16 protein-coding genes and 1 pseudogene are annotated in these 22,006 nt (G+C 68.1%); 10 read left to right on the top strand and 7 right to left on the bottom strand.

Annotated features, from left to right (window positions below; all coding sequences use genetic code 11):
* The first annotated feature begins 3 nt into the window (after nucleotides 1-3).
* The 5 genes from IZR01_RS26365 (at nucleotide 4) to IZR01_RS26345 (ending at nucleotide 7,660) form a co-directional block, all read left to right on the top strand.
* Nucleotides 4-2,466 (top strand): glycosyl hydrolase family 95 catalytic domain-containing protein, encoded by a 2,463-nt coding sequence (locus IZR01_RS26365; protein ID WP_194925402.1) that lies wholly within the window; start codon nucleotides 4-6, stop codon nucleotides 2,464-2,466.
* Nucleotides 2,467-2,537: 71 nt separating this feature from the next.
* Nucleotides 2,538-3,398, top strand: coding sequence for a carbohydrate ABC transporter permease (locus IZR01_RS26360; RefSeq protein WP_369125388.1), 861 nt, complete (start codon nucleotides 2,538-2,540; stop codon nucleotides 3,396-3,398).
* 101 nt (nucleotides 3,399-3,499) lie between these two features.
* Nucleotides 3,500-4,297: a carbohydrate ABC transporter permease gene (locus tag IZR01_RS53470; RefSeq protein ID WP_194895121.1), complete on the top strand. Its 798-nt coding sequence runs from the start codon at nucleotides 3,500-3,502 to the stop codon at nucleotides 4,295-4,297.
* Nucleotides 4,298-4,306: 9 nt separating this feature from the next.
* Nucleotides 4,307-6,595 (top strand): alpha-galactosidase, encoded by a 2,289-nt coding sequence (locus IZR01_RS26350; RefSeq protein ID WP_194925401.1) that lies wholly within the window; start codon nucleotides 4,307-4,309, stop codon nucleotides 6,593-6,595.
* A 30-nt stretch (nucleotides 6,596-6,625) separates the two neighbouring features.
* Complete coding sequence (locus IZR01_RS26345; RefSeq protein WP_194895112.1) at nucleotides 6,626-7,660, top strand: NAD(P)-dependent alcohol dehydrogenase; 1,035 nt, start codon at nucleotides 6,626-6,628, stop codon at nucleotides 7,658-7,660.
* 49 nt (nucleotides 7,661-7,709) lie between these two features.
* Here the strand turns inward: IZR01_RS26345 and IZR01_RS26340 are convergent, their stop codons facing one another.
* Complete coding sequence (locus IZR01_RS26340; protein WP_194925400.1) at nucleotides 7,710-8,891, bottom strand: Dyp-type peroxidase; 1,182 nt, start codon at nucleotides 8,889-8,891, stop codon at nucleotides 7,710-7,712.
* A 76-nt stretch (nucleotides 8,892-8,967) separates the two neighbouring features.
* Between IZR01_RS26340 and IZR01_RS26335 the strand changes: the two genes are divergently transcribed.
* Nucleotides 8,968-10,308, top strand: coding sequence for a right-handed parallel beta-helix repeat-containing protein (locus tag IZR01_RS26335; RefSeq protein ID WP_194925399.1), 1,341 nt, complete (start codon nucleotides 8,968-8,970; stop codon nucleotides 10,306-10,308).
* 49 nt (nucleotides 10,309-10,357) lie between these two features.
* Here the strand turns inward: IZR01_RS26335 and IZR01_RS26330 are convergent, their stop codons facing one another.
* Nucleotides 10,358-11,140 (bottom strand): hypothetical protein, encoded by a 783-nt coding sequence (locus IZR01_RS26330; protein WP_228554777.1) that lies wholly within the window; start codon nucleotides 11,138-11,140, stop codon nucleotides 10,358-10,360.
* Nucleotides 11,141-11,459: 319 nt separating this feature from the next.
* On the opposite strand from IZR01_RS26330, the gene IZR01_RS53465 reads away from it, so the two are divergent.
* Nucleotides 11,460-13,943, top strand: coding sequence for an SdrD B-like domain-containing protein (locus IZR01_RS53465; protein ID WP_438939706.1), 2,484 nt, complete (start codon nucleotides 11,460-11,462; stop codon nucleotides 13,941-13,943).
* 127 nt (nucleotides 13,944-14,070) lie between these two features.
* On the opposite strand, the gene IZR01_RS26320 is transcribed toward IZR01_RS53465, so the two are convergent.
* Complete coding sequence (locus tag IZR01_RS26320) at nucleotides 14,071-15,147, bottom strand: YncE family protein (protein WP_194925397.1); 1,077 nt, start codon at nucleotides 15,145-15,147, stop codon at nucleotides 14,071-14,073.
* A 727-nt stretch (nucleotides 15,148-15,874) separates the two neighbouring features.
* Between IZR01_RS26320 and IZR01_RS26315 the strand changes: the two genes are divergently transcribed.
* The gene (locus IZR01_RS26315; RefSeq protein WP_194895107.1) at nucleotides 15,875-16,426 is read left to right on the top strand and encodes an RDD family protein; all 552 of its coding nucleotides are present in this window, start codon (nucleotides 15,875-15,877) and stop codon (nucleotides 16,424-16,426) included.
* Between the two features lie 165 nt (nucleotides 16,427-16,591).
* Here the strand turns inward: IZR01_RS26315 and IZR01_RS26310 are convergent, their stop codons facing one another.
* Entirely contained in the window at nucleotides 16,592-17,209 is a 618-nt protein-coding gene (locus tag IZR01_RS26310; protein WP_194925396.1) for a DUF7711 family protein, read from the bottom strand.
* 118 nt (nucleotides 17,210-17,327) lie between these two features.
* Nucleotides 17,328-18,464, bottom strand: coding sequence for a Fic family protein (locus tag IZR01_RS26305; protein WP_194925395.1), 1,137 nt, complete (start codon nucleotides 18,462-18,464; stop codon nucleotides 17,328-17,330).
* A gap of 440 nt (nucleotides 18,465-18,904) precedes the next feature.
* On the opposite strand from IZR01_RS26305, the pseudogene IZR01_RS52515 reads away from it, so the two are divergent.
* Nucleotides 18,905-19,105: pseudogene (locus IZR01_RS52515) on the top strand (DUF255 domain-containing protein); the annotation flags it as partial.
* A 196-nt stretch (nucleotides 19,106-19,301) separates the two neighbouring features.
* Here the strand turns inward: IZR01_RS52515 and IZR01_RS26295 are convergent.
* On the bottom strand, nucleotides 19,302-20,480 hold the full coding sequence (locus IZR01_RS26295) for a hypothetical protein (RefSeq protein ID WP_194925394.1): 1,179 nt from the start codon (nucleotides 20,478-20,480) through the stop codon (nucleotides 19,302-19,304).
* Between the two features lie 280 nt (nucleotides 20,481-20,760).
* Nucleotides 20,761-21,378, bottom strand: a complete 618-nt coding sequence (locus tag IZR01_RS26290) for a DUF7711 family protein (protein ID WP_194895104.1) — start codon at nucleotides 21,376-21,378, stop codon at nucleotides 20,761-20,763.
* An 82-nt stretch (nucleotides 21,379-21,460) separates the two neighbouring features.
* On the opposite strand from IZR01_RS26290, the gene IZR01_RS26285 reads away from it, so the two are divergent.
* Nucleotides 21,461-22,006 (top strand): thioredoxin domain-containing protein (locus IZR01_RS26285; RefSeq protein ID WP_228560263.1); only part of this gene is annotated, 546 nt, incomplete at its 3' end.

Raw genomic sequence — 22,006 nt, 5'->3', positions numbered from 1 at the left:
ACCATGGCTACCAACGGAAATCCGCGCATCGGTCGGCGCACCTTGATCGGCGGCGCTGCCGCCGGGGTCGGCGCGGTCTTGGTGGGGACGGTCGCCGAGCAGGCGAGCGCGGCCGGTTCCCGGAGCGCCGGTGCGGTCGGCACGGTCGGCGTGGGACGCACGGCCGGTACGTCGGCCGCCACCGGCATCAGCTGGCCGGCGGTCCAGGCCCAACTCGCGGCCGTGAACCCGCACGTCACCAAGCCGATCTCGGGCGTCGTCACCAACAAGTACACGCCCGGCATGCTGCTCGGTAACGGCGACCTGGGCGTCGTGGTCGGCGACTCCTCGGCCACCCAACAGACCTTCGCCTTCGGCAAGAGCGACTTCTGGGGCGACGACCGCAAGAGCACCAGCCCGCTCTCGTGGCAGAACTCCATCCTGCCGATCGGGAAGCTGACCGTCGCGGCCTCCGGCGCCAGTGCGGCGTCCAGCGGCTACTCGATGACCACGGATCTGGCCGGGGCCACGGTCACGACGGTGCTCGCGCTGTCGAACGCCACGGTGACGATGAAGTCGTGGACCGCCGACAACGACAGTGTCCTGATAACGCAGCTGTCGTCCAAGTCGGGGAGCTCTTCGGTCACGCTGGCCGCGACCGTCACGCTCCCGGTCGACAAGGCCTATCCGTCCGGTTCGGGCTCCATCAACGGCACGCAGCTGTGGCTGACCCGGCAGAACAACTCCTCGGGCAACGGCGACGTCAGCCTGCAAGCCACCGCGGCCTCGGCGACCCAGCTCGTCGGTGCCAAGTTCACGAAGACCAGCGGCACGAAGACGTCGTCACAGACCTCTGCCACCGGAACCTTCACGCTGGCCGGCGGGGCGACCGCGACGCTGGTGACCGTCTTCCGCTCGCACGCGCAGGACGTGTCCGACACGACGACCGCGCCGACGCCGACGCAGCTGCGGGATCAGGCGGTCAGCGCGGCCACGGCCGTCAACGCGTCGTGGGTCTCCAGCGCCGCGAGCACGCACGCCGCGTTCTGGCAGAGCTTCTGGACACAGTCCAATGTCGTGGTCGGCGACTCGCAGTTGGAGGCGTACTACTTCAACGCGCAGTACGTGCTGGGCAGCGCGACCCGCTCCGGCGCCCCGACCGCGCCGTCGCTGTGGGCTCAGTGGCTCACCAACGACACGCCGAACTGGGGCGGCCGCTACTTCCTGAACTACAACGAGGAGGCGCTGTACTACGGCGCTTTCTCCTCCAACCACGCCGACCTGTCCGAGCCCTACCGCCGCGTCATCTACAACGAGGTGCCGTGGCAGCGGAACACCACACATGGCGCGGGGTATCAGGGCACGGCGTTCCAGCGGAGCATGACGCCGTTCCACCTCTACGAGAAACAGCCCGCAACGGTCCCGGTCGCGTCCACGAAGGACTACACGAAGCTGCCCGCCGACCAGAAGTCCAACGCCACCTTCGCGGCGCTGCCGCTGATCTGGCACTGGGAGTACACCAGGGACACCACCTACCTCCAGACGCAGCTGTATCCGCTGCTGAAGGAACTGGACGCGTTCTGGCGCGACTTCGCGGTGTGGGACGGCAAGCGCTGGGTGTTCGAGCACTCCTCGGCGCACGAGGGCGGCGACGACACCAACCCGAACCTGGACCTCGGGTTCGCGCGCAAGGTCGTCAACACTCTGCTGGAGACCTCGGCGATCCTCGGCGTGGACGCGAACATGCAGTCCACGTGGCAGAGCTTCCTTGCCAAGCTCAGTGCGTACCCGACCGGCACCTACAACGGCGTCACGGTCTTCTACACCGCCGAGGTCATCAACAACCCGAGCCTGCCGGACAAGTTCGAGCCCGGGAACCAGCCGATCAACATGGAAGGCGTGATCTTCCCCGGCGAGCAGTGCTCGATCGGCGGAGACGCCAACCTGTTGCAGTACGCGATCAACTCCCTGACTCAGATGAACTCCTGGGGCGTCACGTCGGGAGGCAACTCCAACAACGGCTTCTGCAAGGAGTTCACCATCGCGGCCCGCGCCGGGTGGCCCGCCGAGGATCTGGTCAAGAAGTTCAAGGCCTCGATCGCCTATCTGTGGCGGGCCAGCAACGACACCGACTTCCAAGGCGGCGGCGGGATCGAGACCTCCGGGTCGATCGAGACGCTGAACTCGATGCTGATGCAGAGCGAGGCCGGCGCCATCCGGGTCTTCCCGTGCTGGCCGACCACGCAGGACGCCTCGTTCACGCTGCTGGCCAAGGGCGCGTTCCTGGTGAGCAGCGCCGTCAGCGGCGGCACCGTCGCCTCGGTCGGGATCAGCAGCCAGGCCGGCGGAAACGCCACGCTGGTCCTGCCCTGGACCGGCGGCTCGGCGACCGTCACCGCCGACGGATCCTCCGTCCCCGTCACCGTCTCCGGTGGTCGGGCCACCTTCGCCACTACGGCGGGCACCACGTACAAGGTCACCCCATGACATCCATGCAAGGCTCATTACGGGGGTCCAGCCAGGGTTCCCGGCAAAGCACGAAGAACCGGCGCTCGAACCTGGGGTACTTCCTCGGGTTCGGCGCGCCGGGGCTGTTCTTCTACGCGTGTTTCGTGTTCGCGCCGCTGGTGCTGAGCCTCGGCTACAGCTTCACCAACGCGGACGCGTTCGCGCCGAACACGAAGTTCACCGGGCTGCACAACTACGTGAAGCTGCTCGGCGACCCGGACTTCCGGATGGAGGTCCGGGTCACCACGATCCTCACGCTGATCATCGTGATCGTGCCGAACGTCGCCGGGCTGGCGATCGCGGTACTGCTGAACCGGCAGGGCCGGCTCTACCGCGCGCTGCGGACGGTGTTCTTCGTGCCGGTCGTGCTCAGTTCCGTGGTGGTCTCCGTGGTGTGGCAGGCGATGCTCACCGACGGCGGGCTGCTGGACACGGTCCTGGGCTCGATGGGGGTGAAACATCCGCCGGGCTGGCTGTCCGATCCGTCGATCGCGCTGTATTCGGTGGGATCGATCGCCAGTTGGCAGCTGCTCGGGTTCTGCACCGTCGTGTATCTGGCCGGGTTGCAGGGCGTGCCGGACGAACTGCTGGAGGCGGCGGCGATCGACGGGGCCGGGAAGTGGACCCGGTTCCGGCGGGTCACCTGGCCGATGCTGGCGCCCGCGCTGACCATCAACACGGTGATGCTGCTGATCACCGGGTTCAAGACCTACGACTACGTACAGGTGATCACGCACGGCGGGCCGGGGACCGGCACGACGGCCACGGTCGCGTACGGCGTGATCCAGACCGGGTTCACCGAGAACAAGACCGGGATGGCCTCGGCGATGGCCGTGGTGATGCTGATCATCGTCGCGGTGGTGTCGAGCGTGGCGCTGCGGCTGCTGCAACGGCGGGAGGTGGAGCTGTGACGGCGGGAACGACAGCTGAAGCGGCCGAGGCGACGACGGCGCGCGCGGCCGGGACGCATCCCGGCCGGCGCGAGGAGTCCCGGGCCCCGTGGGTGCGGCCGCTGGTCGCGCTGATCGTCACCGCGCTCTTCGCGGTGCCGCTGTATCTGGTCGTGGTGAACGTGTTCAAGCCCGGCGGCCACATCACCGGGTCGCCGGCGTCCATCCCGTGGCCGCCGACCCTGGACAACCTGAAGGCGACGCTGGACCGCCCGGACAACCTCTACTGGGACGGACTGATCAACAGCGTCGAGATCACCGCGGTCTCGATCGTGGTGCTGGCGATCCTGTCGGCGATGCTCGGGCACTACCTGGCCCGGACCCGCAGTCGGTTCGCGCGAGTCATGCTGCTGACATTGTTGGCCGGACTGATGGTGCCACCGCAGGTGATCCTCGTGCCGGTGGTGCGGATCCTGCGGCTCACGCACCTGATGACCACCCTCACCGGCATGGTCGCGTTCAACGTCGGCTACTACATCCCGTTCGGCGTCTTCGTGTTCGCCGGCTTCATCCGCTCGATCCCGATCGAGCTGGAGGAGGCCGCGGCGTTGGACGGGGCCGGTCGGTGGCGCACGTTCTGGATCGTCATCTTCCCGCTGCTGCGGCCGGCGACGGCGAGCGTGCTGATCTTCCTGGGGGTGTGGATCTGGAACGACTTCCTGGATCCGCTGATCATCCTCGGACCGGTCGGCGGGACCACGGTCACCGTCGGCGTCTATCGGGCGCTCGGCGAGCACCAGTCGAACTACGGGCAGTTGTTCGGGCTGATGTTCCTGGCCGCGTTGCCGGTTGTCATCTTCTACTTCCTGTTGCAGAAGCACTTCGTCAAGGGCCTGACCGGTGGCGCGGTCAAGGGCTGAAAGGGAATCATGACGCTCATTCGGTCGATTCCCGGGGCTCGGGCCTGGGTGGTGACCGCCGGCCGGTCGTGTGCGGTGTTGCGGCTGGACGATCGGGACCGGTTGTTGTCCGCGCACTGGGGACGTGCGCTGGGGCTGGAGCAGGCCGCGGCGTTGGTCGGGGTGCCGGGGGCCATTCCGGTTCCGGTTCCGGCCGCTGTGGCCGGACCGGTCGACTCGGCTTCCGGCAGCCCCGGAAACCACGGCAACCTCGGGGGGCACGGCAACTCTGGCGGTGTCGGCGGTCTCGCAGAGGCTCCCGGCTTCGGAGCCGTCGGGCACGGCGGGGCCTGGCCGTTCGAGGAGGACGTCGACGGCCCGCTGGAGCTGGCGGTCGGCGCGGCGTTCCAGTTCGGGCACGCCCAACTGGCCGTGCGCTTCGCGGACGGCACCCGCGATCTGGAGCTGCGGTTCGTCCAGGCCTGGATCGCGGACTGCGACGACTCCGGCGACTCGGCCGAGCTCGTCCTGAGCTTCGCCGACCGGCACTATCCACTGGCTGTGGAAAGCCGACACCGGGTTCGGAGGGGAAGCCCGGTGATCGAGCGGCGGCTGGTGCTGCGGCACACGGGAGCGTCGGGGGAGGAGCCGATCAGTGTGCTGAGAGCCGACTCCGCCTCCTGGACGCTGCCGCCCCTCCCCGACTACCGGCTGAGCCAGGTGCGCGGGCGGTGGGCGGCCGAGACCCGGCTGCACCGCTCGTCGCCGCCGTTCGGGGAGACGCTGCTCACCAGCCGCCGCGGCATCACCGGCCACCACGCGAACCCGTGGGTCATGGTCGACGACGGCACCGCCGGCCCGGCCCACGGCCAGGTCTTCGGATGCGCGCTGGCCTGGAGCGGGAGCTGGCAGATCACGGTCGAGCGCACATCCGCCGACCGGACCGTGGTGGCCGCCGGGTTCGGGCACGAAGGCCTGGCCTGGTCGCTGGCGCCCGGGGAGGTGCTGACCACTCCGGTGAGTGCCGGGATCTGGACGGACGGCGGGTTCGACGCGGCTTCGCAGGCGTGGCACGCATACGTCCTGGACCACGTACTGCCGCACGCCGGGGAGCTGCGACCGGTCGTCTACAACTCGTGGGAGGCGACGGGCTTCGAGGTCTCTTTGGAGGGACAGCTGGCGCTGGCCCGACAGGCGGCGGCGCTCGGCGTCGAGCTGTTCGTGATGGACGACGGCTGGTTCGGGTCCCGGACCTCCGACCGGGCCGGTCTCGGCGACTGGTGGCCCAATCCGGACCGGTTCCCGGACGGGCTCGCGCCTCTGGTCAAGGGCGTGCGCGAGTTAGGCATGGACTTCGGGCTCTGGGTCGAGCCGGAAATGGTGAATACGGACTCTGATCTCTACCGCGAACACCCGGATTGGGTGCTGCATCAGCCCTTCCGGCAACGGAGCGAGCACCGGAACCAGTTGGTGCTGAACCTGGCCCGGACCGATGTGGCGGCCTGGGTGCACGAGTCGCTGGACCGGTTGGTGGCCGAGAACGACATCGGGTTCCTGAAGTGGGACATGAACCGGCCGTTCACCGAGGTGGGGTGGCCGCAGGCCGGTGCCGACGGAGGCGACCTGGTGTGGCGGAGGTACGTGGAGAACCTGTACGCCGTACTGGACAAGCTGCGTGCCGATCACCCGGCGTTGCGGATCGAGGCGTGCAGCGGCGGCGGAGGCCGGCTCGACCCGGGGATGCTGGCGCGCGTCGACCAGGTCTGGACGTCGGACAACACCGACGCGCTGGACCGGTTGGCGATCCAGGAGGGCTTCGCGCAGGTGTACCCGGCGCGGGTGATGTCGGCGTGGGTGACCGATTCGCCGAACCCACACACCGGACGCCGGATCCCGCTGGAGTTCCGCTTCCATGTCGCGATGGCCGGCGTGCTGGGGATCGGCGGCAACCTGGCGGAGTGGACCGAGGCGGAGCTGGCCACGGCGCGCGAGATGGTGGCTGCCTATAAGCGGATCCGGCCTGTTGTGCAGCACGGAATGCGGTACGCGCACGGCGATGCGGCGGGGGATCTGAGCGGCGTGGAGTACGTCGCGGCCGACCGTTCCGAGGCCGTGGTGTTCGTCTACCGGCGCGAGCGGCGGTTCGCGCAGATCGAGCGGCCGGTGGTGCTGCGCGGGGTCGATGCCGCCGGGCGGTATCGCGATGCCGGGAGCGGGATCGTGCACCACGGCGCGGTGCTGCTGAGCCGCGGGCTGCCGATGGCTTTGGGAGGCGGCGATCCGGTCAGCACGATGGTGCATTTAGTGCGGGAAGGGTGAGATGGGGCTTCTGAGTAAGGGAGGATGCTGATGCGCGCGGTACAAGTGGTCGGATTCGGGCGGCCGGTCGCCGTCGTCGATCGGCCGGAGCCGAAGGTGGAGACGCCGCAGGACGTGGTGGTCCGGATCGCCGGAGCCGGTATCTGTCGCACCGACTTGCACATTGTCGAGGGCGGGCTGGAAGCGGCGTTCAACCAGCGGCTGCCGCTGACCCTCGGCCACGAGAACGCCGGCTGGGTCGAGGCGGTCGGCACCGGCGTCTCGCACCTGGCGGTCGGCGATCCCGTGATCGTGCACCCGGCCGTCACCTGCGGCTTCTGCGACGCCTGCCGCCGCGGCGCCGACATGCACTGCGCCACCTGGCGCTTCCCCGGCGTCGACGGCTGGCCCGGCGGTTACGCGGAGCTGATGCGGACGTCGGCGCGGGCGCTGGTGAAGCTGGCGCCCGGCACGTCCCCGGCCCCACTCGCCCCGTTCGCCGACGCCGGTCTGACGGCCATGCACGCGGTGCGGCGGCTGACGCCGTTCGCGGGCACCGGCACGACAGTGGTCTGTCTCGGCTCGGGCGGCGTCGGGCAGATCGCGATCCAGCTGCTGAAGATCCTGACGCCGGCCAGAGTGGTCGTGGTGGAGCCGGACGAGGCGCGGGCCCAGACCGCGTACGAACTGGGAGCGGACGAGGTCATCACCCTTCCCGCCGAGGCCGCCGCCGACGCCGTCCTGGACCTGACCGCCGGCCAGGGCGCCCAAGCGGTCCTGGACCTGGTCGGCGAAGGCGGCGTTCCGGAGCAGGCACTGCGCATGCTCGCGAAGGGCGCCGTCTACTCGATCGTCGGCTACGGCGGCGGCGTCCACATCGAGCATCTGGACATGATCAACCGCGAGCTCACCATTCTCGGCAACCAGATCGGCACGCACGCGGAGCTCGGCGAGCTGATGGCGTTGGCGGCGGCGGGGAGGGTGACGCTGGGTACTGAGACGTTCCCGTTGGAGGCTGCCGCTGAGGCGATGGCCGCTGTCGCTGCGGGGCGGGTCGGCGGCCGAGCCGTGTTGGTGCCTGAATAGCTCCTCAGCCGAAGGCCTCAGCCGAACCCGAACACCTGAGCCGAACACCTCAGCCGAACAGCGTCGATCCCAACGCGTGCTCCGCGTCGAATCCCGGCAGGATCAAGAACGTCGCGCTGGCCGTGGTCGTCGTGAACGCCAGCAGTGCGTCGGAGTCGTCCATGTGCGTGAGGGTGGCGGTGAAGGTGTGCAGATCGTTCTGGAAGCAGATGAAGAGCAGGCCGGGTTTCGGGTCGTCGATGCTGTAAGAGCGGCGCAGCATCAGGCCGACGCCGACCACGTTCGCGTGCGCGCGGCGGACGTGTGCGTCGGCGGGGATGAGGTAGCGGCCGTCGGGGGTCTTGGCGCCGAGGTCGGGGTTGCTGGCGATCGTGCCGCCGGACAGCGGGACGCCGGTGGCGCGTCGGCGGCCGAAGACCGCTTCCTGCTCCGGAACGGACTGTGCGGCGAAGCGCGTCAGGTCCAGTTCCATGCGGCGCACGACCGCGATGGTGCCGCCGGCGACCGGTGCGGGTCCGGCCAGCCACAGGTCGCTCTGCTGCTCGGTGGTCGTGGTGGGGCCGATGATCCCGTCGATGAAGCCGAGCAGGTTGCGCGGAGCGGCGCGGCCTGGCGCCACCGAGGTGTTCGGGCCGCGGCGGGCGGACTGGCGCCAGCGTTCCGTGACCCGGGCGCCGGCCTGGTCCAGAAGCGCGGCGGCCGCGACCGGCAGTACCAGCGCGTCGCTGGCGCACAGCTGGATCAGGAGATCGCCGCCGCGGGCCTGCGGGACGATCTCTTCGCGCGAGAACTGCGGGAGGTCGGCCGAGCCGGGCAGGGCGGCTCCGGCTGCCGATGCCTTCCGCACCACCCCGGGTCCCACGCCGACCGTGATGGTCAGGTCCCCGGGCGCCAAACCCAGCAGCCGTGGTTCGGTTCCCGCCGTGAGTGAGAGCACTGTCTTACCCAGCTCGGCCAGCAGCGGCCCGACGGCGGCCTGGCCATCGATATCCGCGACCACGGCCAGCAGATTCGGCTGCGCCGGTTGCGGAATGATGACGCCTGCCTGATACCGGCCGGTCGGCGGCACTGACGTGTCAGCAGGAACGGTCTGGGCCTGGGCCTGCGACGTGTGAGATGGCGCGTGAGACTCGGAGTGTGCATCGCACCCCGCGGCGCCGCCGACGGCCACCACGGCCCCGGCCGTACCGAGGAACGCACGGCGGGACGGTTGCTGGTCGGCTCGGCGCACAGCGTAGAGACTGCCATATCCCCCCGCCCGGTAGTGAATCCGAGTCCTGAGTCCCCCGTTCGTGCCAGACTGAGCCGTGCCACATTTGGGTTTGCGCGGGAGCGCGGTGCTGGGTGTCCTGACGTTGGCGACGGCCGCGTGCGGCAGCGGCGCGAGTCATCCCGCCGGCCAGGGCCACCGCCCGCCCGGGAGCGACGTGACCATCCACGTGCCGGCGGACGCGCCGACGATCTCCGCCGCCGTGGCGCTGGCCAAGCCCGGCGACCTCGTGTCGGTCGCGCCGGGCGTCTATCACGAGACCGTGAATATCACGACACCTCAAATCACGCTGCGCGGCGAATCGCGGGACAAGGTCGTCATCGACGGGCAGCTGCAACAGGCGGACGGTGTCGTGGTCACCGCGCCCGGGGTCGCGGTGCAGAACCTGACCGTCGAGAACAACACCCAGAACGGTGTCCTGGTCACCGGTTCGGCCCGGGCGGCCGCCGGGTCGCCGGAGTCCGGCGGCGACTACGACACCGGCAGCGAGCCGGTCAACTTCCTGAATTCGTTCCTGGTGTCCTACGTGACGGCGACTCGCAACGGCCTTTACGGCATCTACGCGTTCTCCGCGCAGAACGGCGTCATCGAGGACTCATACACCTCCGGCGGCGCCGACTCGGGCATCTACGTCGGGCAGTGCAAGCCGTGCCACATCGTGGTGCGGGACAACATCGCCGAGCTCAACGCGGTCGGCTACGAGGGCACCAACGCCAGCAACGACATCTACGTCGTCGGCAACCGGCTGGTCGGCAACCGCGTGGGCCTGACCACCGACTCCGACCACCAGGAGAAGCTGCTTCCGCAGCAGGGCGCGGTCGTGGCGGGCAACCTGGTCGCGGCCAATCAGCAGGCTGCGACGCCCGAACAGGCCGACGGCGGCTGGGGGATCGGCATCGGCGTCGACGGCGGCAGCTCCAACCAGTTCCTGCACAACCGGGTCACCGGCAACGTCAACGCCGGTCTGGAGATCACCGCGACCCAGGACGTCCCGCCGAACGGCAACCAGATCCTGGACGACGTCTTCGCGGGCAACGGTCTGGATGTCGGCTGGACCTTCCCGAACGCGACCGTGGGCCAGGGGAACTGTGTGAGCGGCACCGGCCTGGTCACGAATCCGTCCGGGCTGCCCAAGACCGCGGCCTGTCCGGCCACCCACCAGACGCAGTCCCCGTCCGGCACGTGGAGCGCGCCGACCCCGCCGCCCGGGATCCCGTTCACGACCGTGGCCGCCCCGCCGGTCCAGCCGCAGTTCCCGAACGCCGCCGGCGCGCCGGGCACCGTCGTCCCGGCCACGCCGACGACGCCGGACCCGGCGAGTATTCAGGTGCCGACGGCGTCGCTCCTGGCGGCTACGGCATTGGTGCAGACGTCCTGAGGTCCTCTTTAGGTGACAGGCCTACTGGTCATTGGCTATTGGCTATTGGCTACTGGCTGGCCGTGATGGCCGGAACCGGCGCGTACTTCTGCGTGTCGAACTCGATGACCGCGGGCTGCGTCGAGGAAGCCACCGCGGCTTGAACCCGGTACATGGTGCCGTCCTGGCCGACCCAATAGCGAACCGTCCCCGTCAATCCCGATCCGGACCCGCTCTGCGCGGTCGGCCCGGTCATCACAGTGACCTGATGGCCGGCGACGTTGTCCTGGCCGACCCACATCGCGCCGTTCTGCGGCAACAGCTGCGCGTTGTCCGGCCGGTCGCTGCCCAGGTTCAGCGCGATGGCCAGCGAGCTGTCCAGCGAACTGCCGGTCTGCTGAAGCTGGCGGCTGTACCAGCCGGTGTTCGGCGGCGCCGCCGGGGCGGTGGCGGGGACGCTCGGCATCGGATCGACGAGCACTGAGGTAGCCGTCCACTCGATGAGCCCGTCACTGGACGTGTCACGTCCCGTGCCGTGCACGACGCCGTAGCCGAGCTTGGCGCGGTAGTCGACCGACCCGGTGATGACGAGGTCGCCGGCGGTGCCCGGTACGGTGATCGTCACCGCCCGGCCGCCGGTCTCGTAGTTGCGGAACCGCGTGATGGCCAACCGGTTCGCCTCCTCCGATGTCAGGACTCTGGCTTTGGTGCTGCTCCCGGACCCGCTCGCCGCGACCACGATGACGCCGGCCGCCGCGACCGCGACGACACAGCCTCCAGCGATGAGCCAACGGGCCCGCGGAACGCGCCGCCCGGCGGGCGCCCGTGGCGGCACTTCTCGGGGCTTTGGCATGGCCGTACCTTACGGGCACCCGGGTGCCGGCCGCGTCCGGTTCGCCATGAAACACCTGTTCGCAAGGTGTTTTCACCGGCCGAGCGATACAATGCTCTGATTCACTGTGGTGTTTCCGTGGCACCCCGCCGCCCCCGCGCGCCGTACCCGCCCGGCCACGGTCCGGTGCCTCGAAACACCACATCAGTACCCTGACAAAAGGATATCGGGCATGAGCGAAGCCGGCAGAAGACGGGTACGGCCAGCCGGACGGGGAGTCGGGCGGCTGGCCCGGGTGGGAATGGCGACTCTGTTGGCGGTGGGTGGCGCTACCGGGGCGATGGCGAGCGGGGCCCCGGCGGCCAGCGCGGACTCCTCCGACGGGTCTGTGACGGTCCAGGTGCTCCGGGACTTCTTCGGGACCGGCGTCATCAACGCCACGATGGACACGCCACAACAAGGCATGAGCGTCGATGTCGCTGACGCGGCGGGGCACCACGTCATCGGGATCACCGACGCGACCGGCGAGTTCGTGGTGCCGTCCTCGACCGATCTGGTCGGCGGGCAGTACCGGGTCGACGTGAGCGTCCCGCAGACGCTGAACTATCTGCGGGCGGCCCCGGCCTCCACGAAGACCAACCACTTCGACAGCTTCACCACGTTCGTCGACGTGACCGCGGGCAAGAAGGCCTCGGTCATCACCGGCGTGTGGAACCCGGCGGACTACACCACGTCGGACCACAAGTACTACGTCCCGGTGCAGACGCCCGCCGTGAAGACCAGCGGCGCCCCGAGCGACCCCGACGGCCAGGCGCTGGTCGCGGTCGATCCCGCGGCGCGCAACACCTGCACGCCGCCGACGAACTGCCCCGCGATCCTCAATACCCAATCTGAGGTTGGCACGACGTGGGGCTTGGCGTACGACAAGAACCAGACCCGCATCTTCCAGAGCGCTTTCGCGAAGCGCTATACCGTCTACGGTCCGGACGGCGGCGGCGCGATCTACACGACGTCCGCCGACGGCTCGTCCGCTCCGACGCTGTTCGCGACCGTGCCCGACGCCGCGCCGACCGGCCACGGCCTGCTGGTCGACATGCGCAAGGACCCGGCGTTCGTGGACGTACCGGGGAAGGAGAGCGTCGGCGGCGTCGCGCTGTCCGAGGACGGCAAGACGCTGTACGCGGTGAACCTGAACACGCGCTCTCTGGTCAGCTTCGACGCGACCGGTAAGACGGCTTCGGCGCCTTTGGCGACCGTGCCGATTCCCGACCCCGGGTGCGCGGCGAACAGCGATTGGCGGCCGTTCGCCGTCAGCGCGCATGACGCCAAGTTGTACGTCGGCGGCGTGTGTGACGCGGAGAGCACTCAGCAGCGCGGCGACCTGAAGGCCGTCGTCTACACCTACGACGGTTCCAGTTTCTCCAAGGTGCTGACCCAGGGGCTCGACTACCAGCGGGGCCAGGTCATCAACGGGGTCGCCACCGCGTTGTCCGACCACTGGAACCCGTGGAACACCAGCCTGCCGACATGGGACCAGCGCATGGGATACGACGAGGTGTACATCGATCCGCAACCGGAGCTGGCCAGCCTGGCCTTCACCCGTGACGGCTCGATGATCCTCGGGTTCCGTGACCGGTTCATGGACGTCATCGGCGCCGGCGGGCTCGATCCGCGACCGGGGAACAACACCGCGGAACAGGGGATGTCCGGCGGCGCCATCGACATGGCCTGCTCCGCGCCGAACGGCTATGACTGGGAGGGGACCGGCGACTGTCCGAACAACGCCACGTATGCCGATGACGGCCACAAGCCGGCCGGCGTCGTGCAGTACTTCCCCGGCGACTTCTTCGACCCGAACCACACCGGTCAGGGCGAGCACGAGGACGCGTCCCAGGGCTCGGTGGCCTATGTCCCGCAACAGCAGTGGGTCGTCAGCACCGAACTCGACCCGGCCTTGCAGGTCAGCTCCAACGGCCTGGGCTACTACGACGTGAAGACCGGTGAGGGCCCGGGCCAGAACGACCCCGCGAACGGCTACCAGTTCATCGGCCCGAACGACAACGCCTTCGGTAAGGCCGGCGGCCTCGGCGACATCGCCTACACCGCGGCCAACGCCCCGATCCAGATCGGCAACTACGTCTGGTTCGACGGCGACCACAACGGCATCCAGGACCCGCACAGCACCAACGAGGTCCCGCTGTACGGCGCCACGGTGAACCTGTTGGACGCGAACGGAAAGCAGGTGGCGACCACCACGACGGACAAGGCCGGCGAGTACTACTTCGGCGGGGTGGGGGCGGCGTACCAGCTCACTCCCGGCGCGAAGTACACGGTGGAGTTCGACACGTGCACCGCCAAGACGGACAACGTGCCCAGCCAACCGGCGGCCACCGACCTGCGCTTCACACTCCCGCTGGCCGGCACCGACCGGGCGCACGACTCCAACGTCGTGCCGCCCACGACCGGGCAGCTGTGTGACGGCTTCGCACCGGTGACCGCACCGGCCGAACCCGGTGGGGTCGACCACACGATCGACGCGGGCGTCTACATCCCGCCGCCGGTCCCGCCGTCGAGCCCGCCGCCGTCGACCTCGTCGTCGTCCTCCTCGACGCCGCCGACGACATCGCCGTCGTCCACGCGCTCGACGGTCCCGACCACGCCCTGGACCACGCCGACCACCCCGACCGCATCCAGCTCGGGCACGTTGGCGAAGACCGGCCTGAGTGACGCGCTGCCCGAGCTGATCACCATCAGCGTCCTGCTGCTTTGTGCGGGTGCTGCGATCGCTTGGGGGAGTCGGCATCGGCGGGTCGGCCGACACTGATTCCGGGTTGTAGCGGTCTGCGTTAGCGCGGCCTGCGTTGTACAGGTCCGCGTTGTACAGGTCCGCGCCGCTCGCACTTTCGAAAGTGCGAGCGGCGCGGACTTTTGCCCGTCGGCGGTTCTATGAATCAGGGGACGGTGATGACGTTCAACGTCGGGGCGGACGACTGCGGGGTCGAGGTGGACGTGATGGCGAACAGGGTGTCGCCGGACCGGTCCCAGGCCAGGTCGTAGACGCTGAAGCCGCCGAGCTTGTAGGCGCTGGTCGGGTTCGAGGCGCCGGGCGTGAACAGGTCGACCGAGGAGCTGGATTCCTCCAGGCCGACCGCGATCGTGCCGCTCGCGGGGGCGACCGCGACGGCGGACGGGTAGGCGCCGGTCTGGTAGGTGGCGTCCTCGGTCATCGTGTTCAGCGTCAGCTGGCTGCCGTAGTACGGTGCGCCGCAGGCCGCGACGACGTCCTTGCCGCTGGCGGCGATGGCCAACTGGCGGAGGTTCTCGCAGCCGTCCGACTGCGCCCAGGGATTGGATGTGGCCAGCGCCACGGGCGCGCCGGAGGTGACGTCGAAGGACTCGATGACGGACGGGCTGACGCCGGCGTTGCCCGCGACCAGCGTGTTCGGCGCGCTGGGCGAGGCGGCGAGTATCGGGGCGTAGTAGAAGGCTGATTCGCCGGTGGTGTTGACAGTCAGCGCGCCGGGGTCGAGCATCCCTATCCCGGCGCTGCCCGTGCTGCCGTAGCTGAACCAGATGTCGTTGCCGACGACGGCCAAGTGCTGAGGATCGTGCCCGGTCCCGGTGAAGTAGACGGCGACCTCTTGCAGCGTGGCGGTGTTGACCGCGGCGATCTCGTCGGTGCCGCTGATCGCCGCGTAGAGGATGCCGTCCTGCCGCGACAGGGCCAGCGCGTTGGCACCGTCGAGGGCGGGCAGTGTGGTGAGCGGCTTGCCGGCGAAGTCCGTGACCGCGACCGGGTCGGACCCCGCGCCGGAGACGAAGACCTGGTGGTGGGTGGAGTCGGCGGCGATGGACGAGAAGCCGGTTAGAGACAGGACCGTCGCGGCCGTCGGACCGGCGGTGGGGACGGAGGTGCTGGCGGCTTTGGCGGTGGCGTGGGCGGCAGCCCCAGCCGGACCGGCCATGGCGATCAGGACGGCCGCGGTGGCGGCACCCAGGGCTCCTGCGGACTTGAGTCGGCTACGCAAGACGGACTCGGTTCCTTCCGTTCGGATGGTGCTGCGCTCGACGGTCAAGGGTCGCTTGACCTGCCCATATGTAGCGGGCGGGCGCAGCGTGTCGACGTGCCCTTGCTAGTCCAGAATAGTCGCAGGGTCCTGACAACGATAGCGATTTATCGAAGGCTTGTTCGAGGGTGAGTCTCGCTGTCGGGGTGGACGTCGGCGTGGTTCGAGGCCTTCATCGGCGATCGGTCGCGGAACTACTCGCTCGCGGTGGCGGAGGCGTGGCGTTGAGGCGGGGCCCCGGTCGCTCGTCTCCGCCGGGGCCCTCAACCGGCTTGCTGGCGTGACACCTCGTCGGCCGCACTTCGGCTGTTCCATTCGGCTGTTTCGGCGCGCCGATCTCGCTACCAAATGGTATAAATGGGGTGATGAAGTGCTCACGGAGGCCCGGCGACGAGGTGCCCCGCTCAGCATCCCACGGGGTGCGCGGCGCGCCACTGGAGTTACCTCGGTACCCGCCCGCATAATTAACCTTCGCCGAAGGGGTAGCGCGCGTTTGCGCAGTTCGGCACACTGGTGCGCCGGGGGTTAGCGGTCACCTTGTCGATCAGACATGCGTGCTGAGCATCATTGGGACTGTCGGGCCCCGGCAAACACAACAGTCGGAAGCAATCCACCACTAATCCGGATGGACTGCGGGGGTCACGCCATAGGCGGGGTCGACGCGGCCTATGGAGAAAGAGACTCATCGATGACTCAGCCGCAGTACCCGGACTCGCCCCAGCCCGGCGGACAGCAGTATGTCCCGGGCTACCAGGGCATGCCGCAGGCGCCGCCCGTTCCTGCCGGCTACGGATACGGGGCGCCGCAGCAGATGAACGTGCCGCCGGGCATGTACTACGACCCGGCCTCGGAGCTCATCCTCCCGCAGGGAGTCCAGCTCGCCAGCGTCGGCCGCCGCATCGGCGCCTACTTCCTGTCCCTCCTCCTGCTCGTGGTCACCCTCGGCATCGGCTACCTCATCTGGGGCCTGATCTCCTGGAGCAAGGGCCGCGGCCCGACACAGCAGGTCCTCGGCATGCGCTGCTGGACCCCGGCCAACGGCCGCGTCGCAACCTGGGGCACGATGGCCCTGCGCGACATCGTCGGCGGCCTCGCCCAGGGAATCCTGGGAGCCATCACGGGCCTCATCTCGTTCATCCTCTTCTTGAGCAACAAGCAGCACAAGTCCCTGATGGACATGGTCGGCAGCACGGTCGTGCTCTACGACCCGAACAAGGTGCTGGACAACTGGCAGGGCTAAGCACGTGGCGCGTATGACCTAGCGCCTATGACGTGGAGCGGCCTCGTGGGCCGGGCGCGGGAGTGCTCGGTCGGCGGGGCCGTTCTCGTCCACTCGGACCCGGCTGGCCGTGGTGACGGCAGCGGCAGATCCAGGATCCCGATGCGCTGCCTCTCCTTGGAGCAGTCAGATCTGAGAGCGAGTCGATGCCGACCTGTCGAGGAGGTCGAGGTAGCCGTCAACGGCCTGCCAGAGATGATCCTCGGGATAGCGGCCGTCGCGCCGATGCGAGCGCTGCCAGTCGAGGTCGTCCCAGTAGCGATCGCGGACGGCGCGAAGGTGCGCGAGTGAGGTCTGGAGTTCGCGGGCGCTCTGCTCGGCCAGGGCATCGTCATCAGGATCCGGGAGTCGGAACCGCTCGGCGCGCCGCTCGGCCAAAGCATCGAGAGCCGCAGTCCGGACTCCGTCCTCCCGTGACCAGATGGGCATCGGCCCTCGGATCTCATGGTTCGCGACCGGCCACTCAGCCGGCCGCCATCGCCACAGGACCGGAGACTTGTCCAGCCTGAGCAGGCGAGCAAGAGCGGAACACTTCGGCGGCTCCACACCCCACGGGAGCTCATCGGCGGACATGCCCATCACCAGCACGATATTCGCGGCCTCCAGGTCTTGGCCGGGGTGATCGAGTACCGGCCCGAAGGCGTGAACGGCCAGCAGGCCGTCCCCACCGTCGAGTAGCGGGCCGGTCTTTTGACAATCCTCGGCGATGACGCGCAGCCGCCGGACAGCGGTGTTGAAATGCATGGGCAACCTCCTGAACCCAGCATGCGACTTGCTCGGCGTCTTGGTCGGGACATCGGCCGAACGCCATGCGTCGATATGGCGAGCCTTGCCGGGTGTGCCGGATGCCCGGCCGTCGGCGTCACTGGGAATACGGGTCGGACAGGGTCATGGGTGTACGAGCGATGTGAAGCGCTTGTTCGGGGAACCGTGCGCCTGCCGTGTAGTAGCGGGCGCGTGTGCGGCCGACTGGTTCGAGTACTTCGGCGGTGACGAGGTCGCGCAGATCCCGCTGAGCCTGCTGCATGCTGAGATTTTCGGCGTGCTCGTAACGGGAACGGCGGACTCGGCCGGCCATGGCGACATCATGGAGGGCGGACACGATCCGATCGTCGCGGCCTGTACTGGCTGCGAAGCCTGACAACTCGGTCCACACTTGCCCGGAACGGTTGAGCCGAGCTTGCACCGTTCGAGCTTGTTGATGGTATGCCGTGAGATTGAAGCGGATCCAACTTGAAACGTCCTGATCCGGAAGGTACGTGGCACCGCGGCGTGCGAGCTCACGGTAGTACTCCCAGGTATTGCCAGGCCGTCCCAACCATGCCTCGATGGACGAGAACTCGGGGGCCAGAACGTCTTCGCGCGCAATCATGAGCGTCTGTAATGACCGTGACATACGCCCGTTGCCGTCGGCCCAGGGATGGATGAACACCAGGTCCAGGTGCGCCATTGCCGCGCGTACCAGGGGGTGGCTTCGGTCGTCGTTGTTCAGCCAGTCGATGAGTTCATGCATTAGGTCGGGGACGTCGGCCGTGTCCGGAGCTGTGTACGCGGCAATGCTGGGGTCGCGGGCATCGGTGACGAAGACGGGTCCGCGACGCCATTGTCCGGCTGGCTTCCGATTGCCGTGTCGGTGGCCTTGCAGCATCCAGTGCAGGCCATTGAGGAGGCCCTTGCTATAGCTGAAGTCGCCCGAATCATGCAGCGTCTGGACATACGTCATCATCTGCTGGTACGCGAGCGTCTCCTGGCGGTTCTCATCGGTGACGTCAACGTCGCGCTCGCCGTCGAGCAGGTCTTCGACGTCGACCGTCGAGACTTTGAAGCCTTCGATGGAGTTCGATGCCGCGACGGCGTCAGCCGTGAGGAACTTCCGCAATCTAGCGGTCCACTTCGCCGGCGAGGCGGCTACTTGGTGCTTCAAGCTCTCCCGGGCGCGGTCGATCTCGCCGAGTACGCGCTGGTCGTCGGCGTCGAGTTCAGGTGTCGGGTAGAGCATGCATCAATGACAGTTTGACGTAATCATTGCGTCAAACTATCGAACTCCACCCGCACCCCTAGGCGACCGCCAGGGGAAGACGGCCTTCGCGAACCGCACGATCCGCAGCGCGAAGGCTCGCAGACCGAACTGCGTCAATGCGGGCATGCGGCCCACGCCTCGAACCGTTCACTAACCTCGTCGAAACGTTCGTGTCGAGAAGCTGAGGAAAGTGCTGGAACTCGTCGATACAGATAGGCGCCGCACGATCGGCCGCCACGAACAGTTCGAGGTCCGCCGCCACGGCCCGAAAATCCCAGAATCGCCACACCGAACTTCCCAGAATTGTCGAGCTTCCGATCCCCCCACCGTCACCATCGCGTCCGACGTTGGCCCCTGCTCGGCACGTCACGGCCGATAAGCCGACCCGGTCGGCGTTCCGCGCCGGGTACGGCCGAATCGTGTCTCGTCCGGCCCGCCTATGGGAGGCTGGCACCGAGAACCGATTGGCTACCGCGACCTGGCCCTACCTGCTTCAGCACGCCGACAACCCGGTGGACTGGTACCAATGGGGCGACGAGGCGTTCGCGGAAGCCCGCCGCCGCGACGTCCCCCTTCTCATCTCCATCGGCTACGCCGCGTGCCACTGGTGCCACGTGATGCGTTAAGCGCTCTAGTCAGCTCCTTGTCGCATCCGCCGGCGAGGGCGCTGCGCTCATATGGCCGGGGGCTGGGACGGAGTTGTAGCTCTGAATCCCAGAACTGCCAGAACAGAAATCCCAGAATTGTCGGACGTCTGATCTTCGTGGGATCGCCCCTCAGGTAGTGCGGGATCGGCAGGCAAGCAGGCAGGTCAGATCAGGGCAGGTCGGCTGCGTCTAGCCGCTCGATGAGGCTCGGTTTGCGCTGGTGAGCCGAGCGCAGCTCCGCGAGCCGCTCGGCGAACTGTGCGGACCGGCCGCGGCGGCGACTGATCTCGGCGAGGTCGGTGAGCAGCCGGATGGCGGCGTCGTATGAGGTCGGCTTCTTCGCGGCTATCAGGTCCGCGACGTCGGCCCACGGCCGCTCGCCGCGGTCCGAGAGCAGGGCGAGCTGGCTTTCACGGTGGCGCTGAGCTTCCAGGTCGCGCAGTCCTTGCTGTCGCTCCAGTTCTTGCTGTCGCTCCGCCTCGCGGATGTCGGCCTGGGAAGCTGCCGCTGCCATGAGTGAGGACATCCTGCGTCGAACGGTGGAAGGCTTGGGGGCGCGTGGTTGAAGGCTGCGCAGGATTTCCTTCCGGGCACGAGCGTGGTCGTCGGACAGCAAGCGGCGAAGGGTCTCGTCCTTCTGCTTCTTGGTGAGCCCGCCGATCCAGGAATCCATGGCCCCGTCCTGATCGGCGGCAGGCTTGTCAACTGTCGGCGCCGAGGCCTCTGCTGCGGCCTTCAGCAGGTCTTGATCTACGCGGAGGAAGTCAGCCAACGCACGCTGGGGCGCTGTCAACTGTGCGAGGCCCGCCGGAACAGGTGGCTCGACTTCGTAGTCGTCTTCCTGGTCGCCATCTGACTGGTCGCCCTCGTTCTCGTCCAAGACGTAGTAGGCGCCGGCCAGCCAGGCAAGGTAAAGCGGACGCAGGTCTCCCGCGGACAGTTCGTTCCGTATGCCGACGAACAAGCCGAGTGAGCCGGGGACTTCGTACCCCCAGTCTTCGCCGCTCTCGTCCTGGCTTTGGAACTCCAGCACGATGTTCTTCCCGCTGCGGCGAGCGCTGAAGGTTTCGTCGTTGCAGTATTCAGCCGCGGTATCCAGGTCGAGCCAGGACGGCGGCAGGCGGAGCATCAGGATCCGCGTGCCCCAGTTTGCGAAGTACAGATGTGCGTCGTAGCAGAGGTCCATCAATGCTGATGGATTTCCTCGGAAGTCGCCCCACTGGTATTCGTTGACGAACCGGGTCCGAGTGATCTCCGCCCGAGTCGACAAGTCGCGCACATACTCGTACGCGTCGTCGCTCAGCGGCTGGTCTAGCGCAAGGAACTCGTAGTACTGATACTCGCTCACGTCTATGCCCCTGTAAGCCTGTGGCGGTCTGCCGCGACCACTGCGACCCCGCCGGCGGCGGGGTCGCAGGTGGTAAGTCCAGGATCCCGATGCGCTGCTGCTCCTTGTCTCGACGGCAAAGTGCCGTGATGCCCGGCCCTGGCCCATCGTTGGCGAAGCCGGCCGTCCGCTCGTACTCGTCGTATGCGTCAACGATCGCTTCCTCCGTCAGCGCGTCGAGCTCTCGCTTACTCAGCGTGCTCACACCGGTGGCGCTACCGCGTCATGCCACCTGGAACAGTCAGATCTGAGAGCGAGTCGAAGCCGACGCGTCGAGGAGATCGAGATACCCGTCAACGGCCTGCCAGAGATGATCCTCGGGATATCGGCCGTCGCCGCGATGCGAACGACGCCAGTCGCCATCGTCCCCGTAGCGATCTCGGACTGCGCGAAGGTGCGCGGTCGACGTCTCGAGTTCATGGGCGATCTGCTCGGCGAGGACATCGTCATCAGGATCCGCGAGTCGGAACGGCTCGGCACGTCGCTGGACCAGGGCATCGAGCGCGGCCGTTTGGACCCCGTCCTCCCGCAACCAGATGGGCATCGGCCTGCGGATCTCATGGTTCCCCACAGGCCGCTCCGCCGACCGCCACCGCCTCAAGACCGGCGCCTTGTCCAGCCTGAGCAGGTGAGCAATCGAGGAGCATCCTGGCGTCTCGACTCCCCAGGGAAGCTCCGCGGCGGACATGTCCAACACGAGGAGGACGTTCACGGCCTCCAGTTCCTGGCCGGGCTGATCGAGTACAGGGCCGTAAGCGTATATGCCGACCAGCCCATCCTCGCCGTCTAACAGCGAGCCGACCCGGTCGCAATCCTCGGCGATGGTACGCAACCGTCGAACGGCGGTGTTGTGGTGCATGGTGAACCTCCTGGACCAAGTGTGCAGCCTCGCTGGTGTCTTGGTCAGGAGATCGATGCAACGCCGTGCGAGGATGGGGCTTATGAACCGGCTCGCGGATGCCACCTCCCCCTACCTCCTCCAGCACGCCGACAACCCGGTGGACTGGTACCAATGGGGCGACGAGGCGTTCGCTGAGGCGCGCCGCCGCGATGTGCCGCTGCTCATCTCCATCGGCTACGCCGCGTGCCATTGGTGCCACGTGATGGCGCACGAGAGCTTCGAGGATGAGGCGATCGCCGCGCTGATGAACGAGAAGTACGTGTGTGTGAAGGTGGATCGGGAGGAGCGGCCTGATGTGGATGCCGTCTATATGGCGGCTACGCAGGCGATGACGGGGGGTGGGGGGTGGCCGATGACGGTGTTCGCCACGCCGGAGGGGAAGCCTTTTCAGGCCGGTACGTACTATCCGCCGGTGGCTCGGCATGGGTTGCCTTCGTTCCGGCAGTTGTTGGTGGCCGTGGATCGTGCCTGGGGTGATATCCGGGACGATGTGGTGCGGGCCGGGGATGGGTTGGTTGCGGAGTTGGCGCACAATGCGCGGATCGTGGCTGGGGCGGATGGGGTGCCGGATGCCGGGGTGTTGGGT

Origin of the sequence: Catenulispora pinisilvae (assembly GCF_015356865.1) — a bacterium.
GTDB lineage: Bacteria > Actinomycetota > Actinomycetes > Streptomycetales > Catenulisporaceae > Catenulispora > Catenulispora pinisilvae.
The sequence above is the reverse complement of the archived record's forward strand: the minus strand, read 5'-3'. Positions and strand labels throughout refer to the sequence as shown.

Coding starts and splice junctions, on each gene's coding strand:
- IZR01_RS26315 (WP_194895107.1), top strand. CDS start 15,875: ATGACTCAGCCGCAGTACCCGGACTCGCCCCAGCCCGGCGGACAGCAG.
- IZR01_RS53465 (WP_438939706.1), top strand. CDS start 11,460: ATGGCGAGCGGGGCCCCGGCGGCCAGCGCGGACTCCTCCGACGGGTCT.
- IZR01_RS26310 (WP_194925396.1), bottom strand. CDS start 17,209: ATGCATTTCAACACCGCTGTCCGGCGGCTGCGCGTCATCGCCGAGGAT.
- IZR01_RS26330 (WP_228554777.1), bottom strand. CDS start 11,140: ATGCCAAAGCCCCGAGAAGTGCCGCCACGGGCGCCCGCCGGGCGGCGC.
- IZR01_RS26365 (WP_194925402.1), top strand. CDS start 4: ATGGCTACCAACGGAAATCCGCGCATCGGTCGGCGCACCTTGATCGGC.
- IZR01_RS26290 (WP_194895104.1), bottom strand. CDS start 21,378: ATGCACCACAACACCGCCGTTCGACGGTTGCGTACCATCGCCGAGGAT.
- IZR01_RS26345 (WP_194895112.1), top strand. CDS start 6,626: ATGCGCGCGGTACAAGTGGTCGGATTCGGGCGGCCGGTCGCCGTCGTC.
- IZR01_RS26305 (WP_194925395.1), bottom strand. CDS start 18,464: ATGCTCTACCCGACACCTGAACTCGACGCCGACGACCAGCGCGTACTC.
- IZR01_RS26350 (WP_194925401.1), top strand. CDS start 4,307: ATGACGCTCATTCGGTCGATTCCCGGGGCTCGGGCCTGGGTGGTGACC.